This window comes from Actinopolymorpha pittospori, assembly GCF_014873875.1.
Classification (GTDB): domain Bacteria; phylum Actinomycetota; class Actinomycetes; order Propionibacteriales; family Actinopolymorphaceae; genus Actinopolymorpha; species Actinopolymorpha pittospori.
Genome location: NZ_JADBEM010000001.1, coordinates 7,659,878 through 7,674,138 on the forward strand (window position 1 = coordinate 7,659,878; position 14,261 = coordinate 7,674,138).

Sequence of the window (14,261 nt, forward strand, 5' to 3'; positions counted from 1 at the left end):
GTTCCGCCCGCTGGCAACAGATCACCCATACGCAAGGATTCCTTGACAGGAGGACCAGCCGTGTCCGAAGGCACGTTCCCCGACCACACTCTCGAGTCCGCACCCCCCGCCGCCCGCCGCTCGATGGAGGCGATGGTCCGAAATCTCGGCTACCTGCCCGCGCCTGCCGGGCGGCTGGCCACCTCACCCGCGCTCCTGAACGGATTCCTGAAGCTCAGCGGACTCTTCGAGGCCACCACCTTGGAGCCACTCGCGCGTGAGGTCGTGATTCTGACCATGGCGACGCGCAATCGCTGCCACGTCTGCGTCGCCATGCACACCGCGAAGCTGACCGCGCTCGGCGCGGACGCCGACCTCATCGCGGCGCTGCGAACGCAGGAGCCCCTGGCGCAGGAGCGGTTGGAAGCCATCCGCTCCTTCACCCTCGACGTCCTCGCGAGCGCCGGCGCGGTCGGCACCAGCCGGATACGGGAGTTCATCGCCGCCGGCTACACCGCCCAGAACGCACTCGAGGTCGTCCTCGGTATCGGCGCCTACACCACCTCGACGCTTGCCAACCGGATGGTCGAGGCACCTTTGGACGAGCAGCTCGAACCCTTCGCCTGGACCGAGCCGGAGCGGGTGGCGAGCTGACCTGTGAGCCGGCCGGCGTCCAGGGTGTGGGAGAGGACTCAGATGGCCGGCGGGCGGTGCTCGTAGGGCGTGGACAGCACGATCAGTGAACGGGTGGAGACGTTGGCCTTGGACCGGATCCGGGCCAGCAACTCCTCCAGCGCGCCAGGGCTCGCGACGCGCACCTTGAGGAGGTAGTTCTCGTCGCCCGCGACCGAGTGGCAGTCCTCGATCTCGGGGACGTCCATCAGGAGGTCGGGTGAGTCGTCGGGCTGGCTCGGATCGATCGGCTTGATCGAGATGAACGCCGTGAGCGGGAGCTCGAGCGCCTCGTAGTCGACCACGGCGGCATAGCCCCGGATGATGCCGCGCTGCTCCAACCGGCGTACGCGCTGGTGCACGGCGGACGTCGAGAGGCCGGTCATCTTGCCGAGGTCGGTGTAGGACATCCGCCCGTTGGAGGCGAGCAACCGGACGATCTGGCGATCGATCTGCTCCACGCGGGTCACCGTACCGCGCCGGAACGGGGCAGGTCAGCCATCGATGAGCCGTAGATCGTGGGGCCGAAGGTTGAGGGCTTCGACCCCGGTCTCGGTGACCACCACGATGTCCTCGATCCGGGCGCCGTGACGTCCTTCGAAGTAGATGCCCGGCTCCACGGAAAAGGCCATGCCCGGCTCCAGCGGAAGGGCGTTGCCGGCCACGATGTAGGGATCTTCGTGGCCCTCCATGCCGATGCCGTGGCCGGTGCGGTGGATGAAGGCGTCGCCGTATCCGGCCTCGGTGATGATGTCGCGCGCGACGGCATCCACCGACTCGGCGGTGACGCCGGGCCGGACGTGGGCGCAGGCGGCCTCCTGGGCACGTTGGAGGACGTCGTAGAACCGGGTGAACTCCTCCGGCACGGGTCCGCCGACGGCGTAGGTGCGGGTCTCGTCGGAGCAGTAACCGGCCGCGTTGGTGCCGCCGATGTCGACGACGACCGGCTCGCCGGCCTGGATCACCCGGTCGGAGACCTCGTGGTGGGGCGAGGCGCTGTTGGGGCCCGAGCCGACGATCACGAAGTCGACCTGGACATGGCCCTCGGCAATGATCGCGTCGTAGATGTCGCGACCGACCTCGGCCTCGGTGCGGCCGGGCCGCAGCCACTCACCGATCCGTGCGTGGACCCGGTCGATCGCGGCGCCGGCGGCCCGCAGCGCCTCGATCTCGGCAGGCGTCTTGCGCATCCGCAGCTCACGCAGGATCTCTCCGGCGAGGGTCTGCTCGACCCCCGGCAGCGAGGCGCGGAACGCGAGGACCTTCTCCGCCCACATGTGGTTGTCGAGGGCGACCCGGCGTACGTCGGCCGGCAACAGCTTCGCGACGAGGGCGTAGGGGTCGTCGGTCTCCTGCCACGGGACGATCTCGAGCCCGAGGTCGCCGACACCCGAGGCCGTGGCCGCGGGGCGCTCGAGACCGGGTACGACCAGCGTCGGGACGCCCTCCGCCGGCAGGATCAGGCAGGTGAGCCGCTCGAGCGGCTTCGCGTCGTAGCCGGTGAGGTAGCGAAGATCGGATCCGGGCGATACCAGGAGGGCGTCGACGCCCGCGGCGGCGGCCGACGTCCGGGCACGGTCGAGCCGGTGCCTGAGGTCGGCCGAAGGCGGAGTGGAGGTCACCGGATCACTCTAGAGCGTGTCGAGGACATGGCGACGGCCCGGCTCGCGCGGGAAATCCCGGTGCCCTGGCTACCGGCGCTCGGTTAGGTTCACCAGTCATGAGTGCGCAAAGTGACCAGGTGGAGGCCGTCCTCCGCCGACTCGGTGCCGCCGGCACCGTCAGGACGTTCGATCAGGAGGTGCCCACCGCCGCGGCCGCCGCCGAGCGGCTTGGCTGCGACGTGGGCGCGATCGCCAACAGCCTGGTCTTCGTGGCCGGTGACGAGCCGCTCCTGGTCCTGACGAGTGGAGCACATCGGGTCGACACCGGACATCTCGCCCGGCTGCTCGGCGTCGCGAAGATCCGCCGAGCCTCCCCCGAGCGGGTACTCGAGGCCACCGGACAGCAGGTCGGAGGCGTCGCGCCGGTGGGTCACCCGGCCCCGCTGCGGACCGTCGTCGACGTCTGGCTGGAGAAGTACGACGTCGTCTGGGCCGGCGCCGGCGACCACCTGAGCATGTTCCCGACCAGCTTCGCCGAGTTGGTCCGGCTCACCGGCGGCCAGCCCGCCCATGTGAGCCCCTGAGCCCCCGAGCCCGGGAGGCTCGGGTGTCCCCGGCGGCTGGTAGAACCCTCGCTGTGAGACGCATCGGAGTCGACGAACGCCGGGCCCGGCTCGGGGTCCGCCACCGGTTGGCCCTTGCCGCACCCACGCCGGTCACGGCCGCCGCCTCGGTCGTCGCGCTGCACGCGACCGATCCCGCCACCGTGTTCCTGTCCGTTCGCGCGAGGGTCGCCTCGGTCGACGTGGAGGCCATCGAGCGCGCGCTCTACGACGAGCGCACGCTGCTGCGGATGCTCGCCATGCGCCGCACGATGTTCGTGGTGCCCACCGACTCGGCACCGGTGGTCCAGGCCGCCAGCTCCGACGCGATCGCCGCGACCCAGCGCCGCAAGTACACCCAGTTCATCGAGGGCGCGGGCCTGGGCGACGGCGCCTGGCTGAGGGACGTCGAGGACTCCACCGCCCGCGCCCTCGCCGCCCGGGGCGAGGCGACCGGCGCCGAGCTGTCCACCGACGAACCGCGGCTGCGTTCCCAGGTGTCGATGGCGGAGGGCAAGTCCTACGGCCGGTCGCAGAACATCACCACCTGGGTGCTGCTCCTGCTCGCCGCCGACGGGCGGATCGTGCGCGGGCGGCCGCGAGGTTCCTGGACGAGCACCCAGTGGCGCTGGTCGCCGATCGAGTCCTGGCTGCCCGCCGGGATGCCCCGGCTCGCGGCGGAGACGGCCCGGGTCGAGCTGGCGCGCCGCTGGCTCGCCGCCTACGGTCCCGCCACCGTGGAGGATCTGCGGTGGTGGACCGGGTGGACCGCCCGCCACGTCAAGCAGGCCCTGACAGAGCTCGACCCGGTGGAGGTCGACCTCGACGGCGAGCCCGGTCTGGTCCTGCCCGGCGACCACGAGCCCGTGCCCGAACCGGAGCCGTGGGTCGCCTTCCTGCCGGCCCTCGACCCGACGGCGATGGGCTGGTCGCGTCGGGAGTGGTACCTCGGCGACCACCGCGCCGCGCTCTTCGACCGTTCCGGCAACGTCGGACCGACGGTGTGGAGCGACGGCCGCATCATCGGCGGCTGGGCACAACGGGCCGACGGGGAGATCACCTACCGGTTGCTCGAGGACGTCGGCCGCGCGTGCGCCCAGGCGGTGGAGTCGAGCGCGGGCGAGGTCGCCAAGTGGATCGGAACGGCCCGCGTGATCCCGAGGTTCCGAACACCGCTGGAGAAGGAGCTGAGCGCCTGAGGCTCGCCGGCACGGGTCGCGCGACGCGGTGTCGTCGGGCGGTCGTCGGCACTCTCGTCTAGGTTGTTCGGCATGCCGAGCCCCACCGCTGGTGAGAAGACGCTGCTCCTCGACACCGCCTCGCTCTACTTCCGAGCCTTCTTCGGCGTGCCCGACTCCGTCCGCGCACCCGACGGCACGCCGGTCAACGCCGTGCGGGGCCTGCTGGACTTCATCGCCCGGCTGGTGAGCGACCACCGGCCGACCCACCTGGTCGCCTGCTGGGACGACGACTGGCGACCGCAGTGGCGGGTCGACCTGCTGCCGACCTACAAGTCGCACCGCGTCGCCGAGGAGGTGCCCGGCGGTCCCGACGTCGAGGAGGCGCCGGACGCCCTGGAGACCCAGGTGCCGATGATCCGTGCCGCCCTCGCCGCGCTCGGGATCGCCGTCGTGGGCGCGCCGGGCTGCGAGGCCGACGACGTCATCGGCACGCTGACCGCCCGCTCGCCGCGACCGGTCGACGTCGTGACGGGTGACCGCGACCTCTTCCAACTGGTCGACGACGCGCGTGTCGTCCGCGTCCTCTACACCGCCCGGGGCGTCGGCCGGCTCGACGTCGTGGACGAGGCGTGGGTCGAGAAGAAGTACGCCATCCCCGGCCGTTCCTACGCCGACTTCGCGGTGCTGCGCGGCGACCCCTCCGACGGCCTGCCCGGCGTCCCCGGCGTCGGCGACAAGACGGCGGCCGGACTGATCTCGAAGTACGCGAGCCTCGACGAAGTGATCGCCGCCGCCGCCGACGAGGGGAGCGGTCTCGCACCGGCGCTCCGCCTCAAGCTTCGGCAGGCGGCCGACTACCTCACCGCTGCCCGCGCCGTCGTGAGGGTCCTTCCCGACGCGGAGCTTCCCGAGGTCGACGCGACGGTCCCGAAGGCACCGGCCGACCCCGACCGCTGGGCCGAGCTGGTCCGGCGCCTCGGTCTCGGCGGGTCGGCCGAACGCGTCACCGCCGCTCTCGCCGCCAACGCGGGCAACGCGGGCAACGGCTGACCCGCGCGCCCGCGATCGCCGGCCTCGCTGTCGCCACCACGGGTCGCCGGCTGACCGGCGACGTCCTCACGGCTCCAGCAGGTCACGTTCCGGCAGCGTCGGGAAGGGCGCGTGGGGTTCGGTCTGGTACCAGAACGCGGTCGAGGCGATGTCGTCCTCCAGTGGCCGGAACCGCCCCTTCCCGTTCAGCGGGGACTTGAAGCCGAGCGCCTGGACCGTCACCTTCAGGTCGCTGGTGAAACGGATCGGATCCTGCACGTGCCAGCGGTAGAGGCCGAACCGCTGCTGGGTGCGCATGAAGCCGTCGGGGAGCAGGATCTGCGGCATCCCGAGGTACGGCGTGCTGAACTCGGCGTACGCACCCTTGGGGTGCTCGAACGCCCACGCACCGCCGAAGTAGTCCTCCGTGCCGGTGCCACAGATCGTCGGAAACTCCTGGTCGCCGTCGAGGTAGAACTTCAGCTCGCCCTCGCCCCACCAGCCGTCGTGGTGGACCTCCCAGGCGAGATAGGTGCCCACGTAGTGGCCCTGCCCACGAACACCGTCGAGCAGCGTGTGCACCTCGCCGTGCGGAAGGGGATCGTTACGCCGCCACTGCGCATGCAGGTAGGCGCGATCCTCCTCGACCTCGGTGAGCGCGTAGGTGATCTGGTAGAAGAAGCCCCGCACCGGCTCCGGGTCGAGGTTCTCGATGGTGACGCGAGCATGCTGGCGGAACGGCATCTCCCAGTAGGAGTTGAAGCCGCCCGTCGGGTTGACCGCCACGGGCAGCGAGTTGACCTGCGCGAAGCTCCCCCAGCCGTGGCAGAAGAAGTCGCCGAGCGGCACCTCGATCGACGGGCTCTCCTCGCCATCCCAGTAACACCGCAACACAAGACGCCGCCACGCCGCCGAGGTCACCGTGATCCACATGTGCTGGATCGCACCGGGACCCTCGATGTCCGCAAGGGTCACCACCGACTCCCCGTCGAGGTCGATGCACGGCCGCACCTTCCAGCCCTGGCCGAGTTCGCGGGCCGCGTCCAGGCCCTCCGTGGCACGCGCACCGCCGGCCCGTGCGCCGTCGGGGTTCTCCGCGCTGATCGAGCGTGTCTGTGCGGACGAGAGTCGACTCAGGTTGCCGAGGTGCAGCCCGAGGCCGTTGAAGTTGGACAACGTCCCTCCTACATGCGACGTATGTCAAGGTCTGCTTGCCTACGCCAGCCAAGCGAATCCGGAGGTCGGGCGCGAGCGGGCCGCGGGATCATGGCCAGGCTGGTCAGCGCGGGTACCGGCCACAGTCGGCTCAGTCGCGCGCCAGCGCCAGCGGGCCCAGTCGGCCCTCGGCCCCAGTCGGTCACCGCTGACAGCCTCGCCCCGCGGGTGCCGCGGATCGGGCCGGTTGGGATCATCGAGGTCATGTCCGACGACCTCGACTCGGTACTGGACAGTTGGCGGGTCCGGCCCATCGCTCCGATCGCGCGGGCCACCTCCGGCACCATGAACGAGACGTTCCTCGTTCCGACCGCGACGGGGCCTGTCGTACTCCGGCGCCATCAGCGCACCGACCGCCGCGAGATAGAGCACGAGCACCAGGTCATCGCGCACGCCATCGGGCGGGGCCTCCCCGTCCCTGCGATCCTCGTGACGGCGGCCGGGGAACGGCTCGTCGAGCACGGCGGACGGTTCTACTCGCTGTTCGCGCACGCTCCGGGGACCCAGGTCACCAAGGCCGAGCTCACTCCCCCGCACGCGCACGCCATGGGCACCATGCTGGCGCGACTCCATCTCGTGCTCGCCGACTTCGACAGCGGCGCCGCGGCCCACTCGGAACCGTCGGCTGCCTCACCGGCGACTGCGGCCAGGGTTCCGGTGCCCACCCGAGCCGCGACGCTTCGGCGACTGCGTGACCTGCTCGCCGAGGTCGAACGTCGCGAGCAGGGTCCGGACGAACGCCTGGCGGCCGGGCAACTGCGCGGGTGGGTGGCCTGGTGGGAGGCGAACGCGGGGCCACGGTTGCCCGACCCGCCGGGCGCCGACACCACGCAGCCGATCCACGGCGACTTCCAGGAGACCAACCTGTTCTTCGAGGGTGAGCGCATCGTCGCCGTCATCGACTGGGACCGGGCCCGCCACCACTGCCGGGCCGAGGAGGTCGTACGGACGTGGGACCTGTCCTTCCAGCTGCGGCCCGCGCTCTGTACGGCGTTCCTCGCCGGATATCGCACGCTGCTCGAGTTGACGTCGGAGCAACTCGACGCGGCGGCCGCGAGGTACGGATTCTCCCGGCTGCACGCGCCGTGGCTGCACGAGACCATCTACCTGCGTGGCGAGAACCGGCTGCGGGTGTTCCTGCGGGCGGCCGGGCCCGGCTTCACACCGTTCCCGGACAGCTGGGCCATCCTGCGCGGTCAGCTCGCCTGATCGTCTCGGACGCCTACTCGGCGGCGGGTTCGGGCGCGCCCCGGTAGGTGCCGAAGCTCCAGACGCCGCCCTCGGGGTCCCGGACGACGAAACCGCGCGAGCCGTAGTCCTCCTCCCGCATCTCGCGGGCGATCTCCGCTCCGGCGGCGACACAGCGTTCGTGGACCCGGTCGGGGTCGTCGGTGACGACGTACACCGAGCTCATCCCCGGCTTGGTCGGCATCAGCTCGTTGGCCTCGTCGTGGCTGCCGAGCATCACGCCGCCGCCCTCGGGCCAGCGCAGCTCGGCGTGGACGATCTCGCGTCCGTTCTCACCGGGCACCACCAGGGTCTCGGTGAAACCGAGCACGTCGACCAGGAACCGGATCGCGGCCGGCGCGTCGACGTAGCTCAGGCCAGCCCAGACGGTGGGTGTGGGTGTTGTCGTGGTCATGGCGGTCACGATTCCACGGCGCCGCCTGACCCGTCTTGGACAAATGGAAGCTCCTCCGCGATCCAGGTCGTCGGGGTGCAGCCGGCGAACGCGGTCCAGTCCCGGTGCAGATGGGCCTGGTCGGCATACCCGCAGCGGACCGCGACCTGCGCCAGGCTCATGCGTTCCGGCCCGGCCACGAGCCGCCGTGCCGCCTCGAACCGCATCAGCCGGGCGGCGACCTTCGGGGTCAGGCCGTACTCCGCCCGGAACGACGTCCGCAGGTGCTGGCGGCTCCACCCCACCTCGGCCGCGAGCGCCGCGACCTCGACCCCGCCCGCCGACTCGGCGAGCCGCCGCCACACCCAGCCAACCTCGGGCGCGGGCGCCGACTCCGGTGCCGACGCGGCGAGCCGCTCGAACGCCGTGTCGAGGTGGGCGAACCGCTGCCCCCAGGTGGTCGCGGTACGCACCCGGTCGACGAACTCACCCGTACGGCGACCGAGCAGGGTCTCCAGGTCGACGTCGGTGCCCGCCAGCTCGCCGGCGGGCAGCCCGAACAGGATCCGCGCACCGAGCGGCGTGAGGTCTGCCTGGATGCCGTACTGGTGGCCGTCGTGGGCGATCGAGACCGGTACGTCGCGCAGACCTCCCACGATCCGGTCGAACGACCGGACCGAGCCGGTGGGACCCACCAGGTCGACCGTGCCCTCGATCGTCACGACGAACGTCAGGTGCCGCGACGGCAGCCCGCGATGCGTCCCGGCCGCTGAGCGGGCGCGGTAGCCGTGGTAGCCGGCCACCAGCGACCGCAGCGGCGGCCGCGGCGCGGAGCGCACCAGCTCGGTCTGGACCTCCGTCACGGGAACCGCTCAGGTGGCGTCGGAACCGACGGAGGCGTAGGCGACGACACCGCGCCGCAGGGCCTCCACCGTCGCCCGGGCGGTGGTGCGCAACGGGCCCGCGCCCGCCGCGTCGGCCACCTGGTCGGCCAGGTCGAGGATCTGCTTGATCCAGCGTACGAAGTCGCCCGCGGCGAACCCGGTCTCGTCGAGCACGTTGGCCAACGACATCCCGGACGCCCAGCGGTAGGCCGCCCAGGCGAAGCCGAGATCGGGCTCCCGTAGGAAGTCGACGTGGAAGTCGCGTTCGAGCGCCTCCAGGTCGCCCCAGATCCGGACCAGGGAGCCGAGCGCCTCCTTGGCCGCGCCGCCGGGCAGCTTGGGTGGTCCGACGTCGTCCGGCGTACGGGACTCATACGCCAGCGCCGACAGCGACGCCGCCAGTTCGGGCGGGGTCAGCTTGTCCCAGGTCCCCTGCCGGAGGGCCTCGGCCGCCACGAGGTCCAGTTCGGTGTAGATCCGGGACAGTCGGTCGCCCGCCTCGGTGGTGCGGTCGCCCTTGAGATAACCGAGTTCGTCCAGCACCTCGCACACCCGGTCGAACTGGCGCGCGATCGTGTTGGACCGGGCGTCGACGCGGCGTTGCAGGCCTTCGGTCTCCCGCTCCAGCCGGAGGTACCGCTCCGACCAGCGGGCATGGTCCTCCCGCTCGTCGCACCCGTGGCAGGGATGCGCCCGCATCGCCGCGCGCAGATCCTGCAGGGTCTGGTCCTCCTCCGCCGGCGAGCCTCCGCGCCGCCGACGCATCGGTGGCAGCTCTTCGGGAGCCTTCTGGCGTAACGTCGAGGCCAGGTCACGCCGTTGCTGGGCGTTGCGTGGGTTGAACGAGCGCGGCAGCCGCATCCGGGTCAGGGCCTCCACCGGAAGCGGGAAGTCGACCAACGACAGCCGGCGTACCCGGTGGTCCTCCGTCAGGACGGTCGGTCGCGGACCGTCGCCACCCGCGGCGTGGCCCGGGTCGAGAACGACGGCGATGCCGGCCTGCCGACCTGCCGGGACCTGGATGACGTCACCCGAGCGGAGCCGTCCGAGCGAGTCCACGACCTCGGCCCGCCGGTCGGCCCGGTTGCGCCGGGACAGCTGGTTCTCCCGCTCCTTGATCTTCCGCCGGATCGTGGCGTACTCCAGGAAGTCGCCGAGATGGCACTGCATCGCCTCGCGATACCCCTCGAGCGCCTCCTCGCTACGCCGTACCTGACGAACGAGACCCACGACCGCACGGTCGGCCTGGAACTGGGCGAACGACGACTCGAGCAGTTCGCGGGCGCGTTCACGGCCGACCTGCCGGACCAGGTTGACGGCCATGTTGTACGAGGGCCGGAAGCTGGACCGGAGCGGATAGGTGCGGGTCGACGCCAGACCCGCCACCGACCCGGGGTCGAGCCCTGGCTGCCAGAGCACCACGCCATGTCCCTCGACGTCGATGCCGCGGCGGCCGGCGCGTCCGGTGAGCTGGGTGTACTCCCCCGGCGTGACGTCGGCGTGCGTCTGGCCGTTCCACTTGACGAGCTTCTCCAAAACCACCGAGCGCGCGGGCATGTTGATGCCGAGCGCGAGTGTCTCGGTGGCGAAGACCAGCTTGACCAGGCCTCGGGCGAAGAGCACCTCGACAACTTCCTTGAACGTCGGAAGCATGCCGGCGTGGTGCGCGGCGATCCCGCGTTCGAGGCCCTCCAGCCATTCGTAGTAACCGAGTACGGCGAGGTCGTCGGCTGGCAGGTCGGCGGTTCGGGACTCGACATAGGCCCGGATCTCGGCCGCCTGGTCGGGGCGGGTGAGCCGGATACCGGCGTACATGCACTGCAGGACCGCCGCGTCGCAGGCCTGTCGGCTGAAGATGAACACGATCGCCGGAAGCAGCCCTTCGCCTTCGAGCTTCTCAGCGACCTGGGCCCGGCTCGGAGTGAACGCGATCCGGTTGCCGCCCCGCGGCTGCCGCGTCCGACGCGGTCCACGGTCGTCGCGCTTGGCGAACCGCCAATGGTCGCGCACGATCCGCGCCAGCTCCGGGTTGACCTTCGCGGGCGCGTCCGGGCGACCGGTGTCGGCGAACAGGTCGTACATCCGCCGGCCCACCATCACGTGCTGGAAGAGCGGCACCGGGCGACGTTCCTCGACCACGATCTCGGTGTGACCGCGTACGGTCGCGAGCCACTCGCCGAACTCCTCGGCGTTGGAGACGGTGGCGGACAACGAGACGAGTTGCACCGACTCCGGGAGATGGATGATCACTTCCTCCCAGGTGGCACCGCGGAACGGGTCGGCGAGGTAGTGCACCTCGTCCATGACGACGTAGGACAGACCACGCAGGGTCGAGGAGCCGGCGTACAGCATGTTGCGCAGCACCTCGGTCGTCATCACGACGACCGGCGCCTCACCGTTGATCGTGTTGTCGCCGGTGAGCAGACCCACCTGGTCGGAGCCGTATCGCTGGGCGAGTTCGGCGAACTTCTGGTTGGACAGAGCCTTGATCGGGGTCGTGTAGAAACACTTACCGCCGGTTTCCAGCGCGCGGTGGACGGCGAACTCGCCCACCACGGTCTTTCCGGAGCCGGTCGGTGCGGCCACCAGAACGCCTCTGCCCTCCTCCAGAGCGCGACAGGCGGTGACCTGGAACGGATCGAAGTCGAAGTCGTAGAGCTGTCGAAACGCCTGGAGCGAGGTGCCGTTGCCGTCCTGGAACCGGGCGTACCGCTCCGCCGGGGAGCTCATGGCTACAGGCTACGGCCTGCGCGGGCCGGCGTCGGCGACGCGGGTGGCTTCCCGGGATGTCCGCGCGCGACGGCGTGTCCGCGATCGCCTAGCGGGGCGGCGGCGCGAAGACCCGGAGCGCTCCGGGCACACACTGCACCGTGACCGGCAGCGGGCCGACCCGCTCGCCGTCGGCGTAGGCGGTGAGCCCGGCCGAGGCGAGGCTCACGCGCTTCGCGCGGTACATCGTCACCGCGGGATGCCCCACATGCGTGCCTTTGGACAGTTTCGGGAAGAGTGGCACCAACTCGTGCAGGGGCAGTGCACCGATCACCGCGACCTCGAGCAGCCCGTCGGTCGGGTCGGCACCCTCACAGATGCGGAGTCCGCCGCCGTAGGAGTTCGTGATGCCGACCGCCACCAGGAGCGCCTCGGCATGCTCTTCCTCGTCGTCGAGCTCGATGACGAAGTGCTGCGGCTTGAACGACCTCAGCTCCGCCACGACCGCCATGTCGTAGCGCATCCGACCGCGCGGCCAGCTGATCTTCCCGACGCGTTCGGCGACCTTGGAGTCGAAGCCCGCACCGAGCACCGTCGCGAACCACTCGGAGCCGACCTTGCCGAGGTCCTGGGAACGCGTGAACCCCGCGACGACGACGTCGACGGCGGCGAGTGGATCGCGGAGTGGGAGGCCCAGAGCACGGGCGAGATCGTTGCCGGTGCCGGCCGGGATCACGGCCAACGGCGTCGTGGTCTCGGCGACGGCCTGCAGGGCGAGGTGCACCATGCCGTCACCGCCGATCACGACCAGTCCGTCGACTCCACGTGCCACGGCACGACGCGCCATGTCGAGGGCTTCGGAGGCGTCCCGTCCGGCTTCCCAGCGGGCACGCAGACCGGCTTCGCCCAACCGCTTGGTGACGGGATCGGCGAGCCGCGCGCCACGGCCACGGCCGGACGTGGGGTTGACGAGGACGGCGATCTCACGGGCCACGCGGCGAGCGTAGCGCCCTGGACGGCTGTCTGCTCACCGCGGTCTCAAACTCACAGCGGAGCGTCACCGATTCGTCCAGGCGGGGCGCCCGGGCATTCCGGGTGCACTGGTGCGCTGGCCGTGCCGGGAGATGGCGAAGGGGGCCGACCCATGGGCCGGCCCCCCTTCACAGGTCCTTGGCTCAGTCGTCGTCGAGGCGACCGGCGCGCTCGATGTCGTCCAGATCGATGCCCTGGGCGATCAGCCGTGCCCGGCGGCGCCGCTCGGTGAACCGCGCGATGAGTTCCGACAGGAGGAAGAGCACCGTCATCGGGGCGGCGAGCAGGAGCATCGTGATCGGGTCCGTCGAAGGCGTCGCGATCGCGGCGAAGACGAAGATGCCGAAGATGATCCAGGCACGCATCCGGCTCAGCCGCGCCACCGACAGGATGCCGACCAGGTTGAGCAGGACGACGAACACCGGAATCTCGAACGCGACGCCGAAGACCAGGAGCAGCCGCAGGACGAACGACAGATAGACGTCCACGCTGGCGTAGTTCGCCACCCCGATCGGGGTGAAGTCGATCAGGACGTTGAGGCCCTTGGGCAGCGCGAGGTAACCGACCAGGATGCCGCCGATGAACAGCGGCGCGGCCGAGCCCATGAACACCATCGTCCACTTGCGCTCGTTCCGGTGCAACCCAGGAACGATGAACGCCCACAGCTGGTACAGCCAGACCGGCGACGAGAGCACCAGTCCCGCGATCAGCGAGACTTTCAGCTGCATCATCAAGGGGCCGGCGACGTTGTTGAACGTCAGCTTGGCATCGAGAGCGCGCTTCGCGTTCAGGTTGGCGATCGCGTCATCGAGTGGGTGCTTGAGCAGGTCGAACAGCTGGCTGTAGAAAATCCAACCCAGGATCCCACCGATGACCATCGCGCCGACAGCCTTGAAAAGGCGCGAACGCAACTCGCGCAGGTGCTCGACGAGCGCCATCCGACCCTCAGGGTCCGGCGGCGGCTTCGGCGTGCGCCGGACCTTCATCCGGCCGAGGGACAGGCTCACGACACCCCCAAGTTCGCGCCACTCACGTCAGGGGGACCTGGTGGCAAGGACCTTCACGTCACCGGTAGATCGGACTTCACTGCATGGTGTTGCTCGCCATTGAGGCGGGCGTCACCGGTTGGTGTGCTCAGCGTCCTCAGCGGTCTGACGGACGACCGGGGTGCCGTTGACGCCGTTGACGTTCGGCTGGATCGCCGGCGACTGGACCGGCGCCTGCGCGGCGACGTCCTGAGGCTTGTCCTCGTCGCGGACTTCCTTCTTGAAGATCTTGAGCGCCTGGCCGAGGCCCTTGGCGGTCTGCGGGAGTCGCGTCGCACCGAAGAGCAACACGAGGACGACGCCGATGATGATCAGCTCGGTCGGTCCAAGAGATCCCATGATTAGCCTCTCAGTCAGCGATTCTCGCTTGATGGTACGCCCTGACGGCAAGTTTGCGGCGAGGGCTTGGTTCAGCTGTGATGACCGGCCCCGGCCTTCAGGTGGCGGCCTCGCTTGCCCGGATGAGTCGCGCGATCAGCCGACGCGTCCGGTTCGACCTCATGGTGACCCGCCGGGCCACCTGCCACCACCTGCAGCTTCCGCTCGGCTGCCTCGATCTCGGCGAAGAGTCCCTTCGCCCGACGCCACAGCCACGCGCCGAGCAGGGCGTACAGAACCACCGCGAAGACGGCGATTCCGCCGAAGATCAGGACCCACCTCACGGGCAGCACACTAGCGGCCCGAAGC

Annotated in this window: 15 protein-coding genes; 5 read left to right on the forward strand and 10 right to left on the reverse strand. The window is 70.5% G+C overall.

Annotated elements, in window-relative coordinates:
* Positions 1–60: 60 nt before the first annotated feature.
* Complete coding sequence (locus tag HEB94_RS35735) at positions 61–633, forward strand: carboxymuconolactone decarboxylase family protein (RefSeq protein ID WP_337918139.1); 573 nt, start codon at positions 61–63, stop codon at positions 631–633.
* 38 nt (positions 634–671) lie between these two features.
* On the opposite strand, the gene HEB94_RS35740 is transcribed toward HEB94_RS35735, so the two are convergent.
* Positions 672–1,112, reverse strand: a complete 441-nt coding sequence (locus tag HEB94_RS35740; RefSeq protein ID WP_192753934.1) for an AsnC family transcriptional regulator — start codon at positions 1,110–1,112, stop codon at positions 672–674.
* A 33-nt stretch (positions 1,113–1,145) separates the two neighbouring features.
* Positions 1,146–2,273 (reverse strand): M24 family metallopeptidase, encoded by a 1,128-nt coding sequence (locus HEB94_RS53850; RefSeq protein ID WP_192753935.1) that lies wholly within the window; start codon positions 2,271–2,273, stop codon positions 1,146–1,148.
* Between the two features lie 98 nt (positions 2,274–2,371).
* Between HEB94_RS53850 and HEB94_RS35750 the strand changes: the two genes are divergently transcribed.
* The 3 genes from HEB94_RS35750 (at position 2,372) to HEB94_RS35760 (ending at position 5,088) form a co-directional block, all read left to right on the forward strand.
* The gene (locus HEB94_RS35750; RefSeq protein ID WP_192753936.1) at positions 2,372–2,839 is read left to right on the forward strand and encodes a YbaK/EbsC family protein; all 468 of its coding nucleotides are present in this window, start codon (positions 2,372–2,374) and stop codon (positions 2,837–2,839) included.
* Positions 2,840–2,892: 53 nt separating this feature from the next.
* Positions 2,893–4,056, forward strand: coding sequence for a DNA glycosylase AlkZ-like family protein (locus HEB94_RS35755; protein WP_192753937.1), 1,164 nt, complete (start codon positions 2,893–2,895; stop codon positions 4,054–4,056).
* A gap of 72 nt (positions 4,057–4,128) precedes the next feature.
* Positions 4,129–5,088, forward strand: a complete 960-nt coding sequence (locus tag HEB94_RS35760; protein ID WP_192753938.1) for a 5'-3' exonuclease — start codon at positions 4,129–4,131, stop codon at positions 5,086–5,088.
* Positions 5,089–5,154: 66 nt separating this feature from the next.
* Here the strand turns inward: HEB94_RS35760 and HEB94_RS35765 are convergent, their stop codons facing one another.
* Complete coding sequence (locus HEB94_RS35765) at positions 5,155–6,243, reverse strand: glycoside hydrolase family 172 protein (RefSeq protein WP_192753939.1); 1,089 nt, start codon at positions 6,241–6,243, stop codon at positions 5,155–5,157.
* Positions 6,244–6,486: 243 nt separating this feature from the next.
* Between HEB94_RS35765 and HEB94_RS35770 the strand changes: the two genes are divergently transcribed.
* Entirely contained in the window at positions 6,487–7,491 is a 1,005-nt protein-coding gene (locus tag HEB94_RS35770) for a phosphotransferase (RefSeq protein WP_192753940.1), read from the forward strand.
* A 13-nt stretch (positions 7,492–7,504) separates the two neighbouring features.
* Here the strand turns inward: HEB94_RS35770 and HEB94_RS35775 are convergent, their stop codons facing one another.
* The 7 genes from HEB94_RS35775 to HEB94_RS35805 form a co-directional block, all read right to left on the reverse strand.
* The gene (locus HEB94_RS35775; protein WP_192753941.1) at positions 7,505–7,924 is read right to left on the reverse strand and encodes a VOC family protein; all 420 of its coding nucleotides are present in this window, start codon (positions 7,922–7,924) and stop codon (positions 7,505–7,507) included.
* Positions 7,925–7,929: 5 nt separating this feature from the next.
* Positions 7,930–8,766: a helix-turn-helix domain-containing protein gene (locus HEB94_RS53855; RefSeq protein ID WP_202896742.1), complete on the reverse strand. Its 837-nt coding sequence runs from the start codon at positions 8,764–8,766 to the stop codon at positions 7,930–7,932.
* A gap of 9 nt (positions 8,767–8,775) precedes the next feature.
* Positions 8,776–11,517: a DEAD/DEAH box helicase gene (locus HEB94_RS35785; protein ID WP_192753942.1), complete on the reverse strand. Its 2,742-nt coding sequence runs from the start codon at positions 11,515–11,517 to the stop codon at positions 8,776–8,778.
* A gap of 88 nt (positions 11,518–11,605) precedes the next feature.
* Positions 11,606–12,490: a diacylglycerol kinase gene (locus HEB94_RS35790; RefSeq protein ID WP_192753943.1), complete on the reverse strand. Its 885-nt coding sequence runs from the start codon at positions 12,488–12,490 to the stop codon at positions 11,606–11,608.
* Between the two features lie 181 nt (positions 12,491–12,671).
* Entirely contained in the window at positions 12,672–13,535 is an 864-nt protein-coding gene (tatC, locus tag HEB94_RS35795; RefSeq protein WP_337918140.1) for a twin-arginine translocase subunit TatC, read from the reverse strand.
* Between the two features lie 111 nt (positions 13,536–13,646).
* A complete protein-coding gene (locus HEB94_RS35800) occupies positions 13,647–13,913 on the reverse strand; it encodes a Sec-independent protein translocase subunit TatA (RefSeq protein ID WP_192753944.1) in 267 nt (88 codons plus the stop codon).
* Positions 13,914–13,984: 71 nt separating this feature from the next.
* The gene (locus HEB94_RS35805) at positions 13,985–14,236 is read right to left on the reverse strand and encodes a hypothetical protein (RefSeq protein WP_192753945.1); all 252 of its coding nucleotides are present in this window, start codon (positions 14,234–14,236) and stop codon (positions 13,985–13,987) included.
* Positions 14,237–14,261 lie beyond the last annotated feature (25 nt).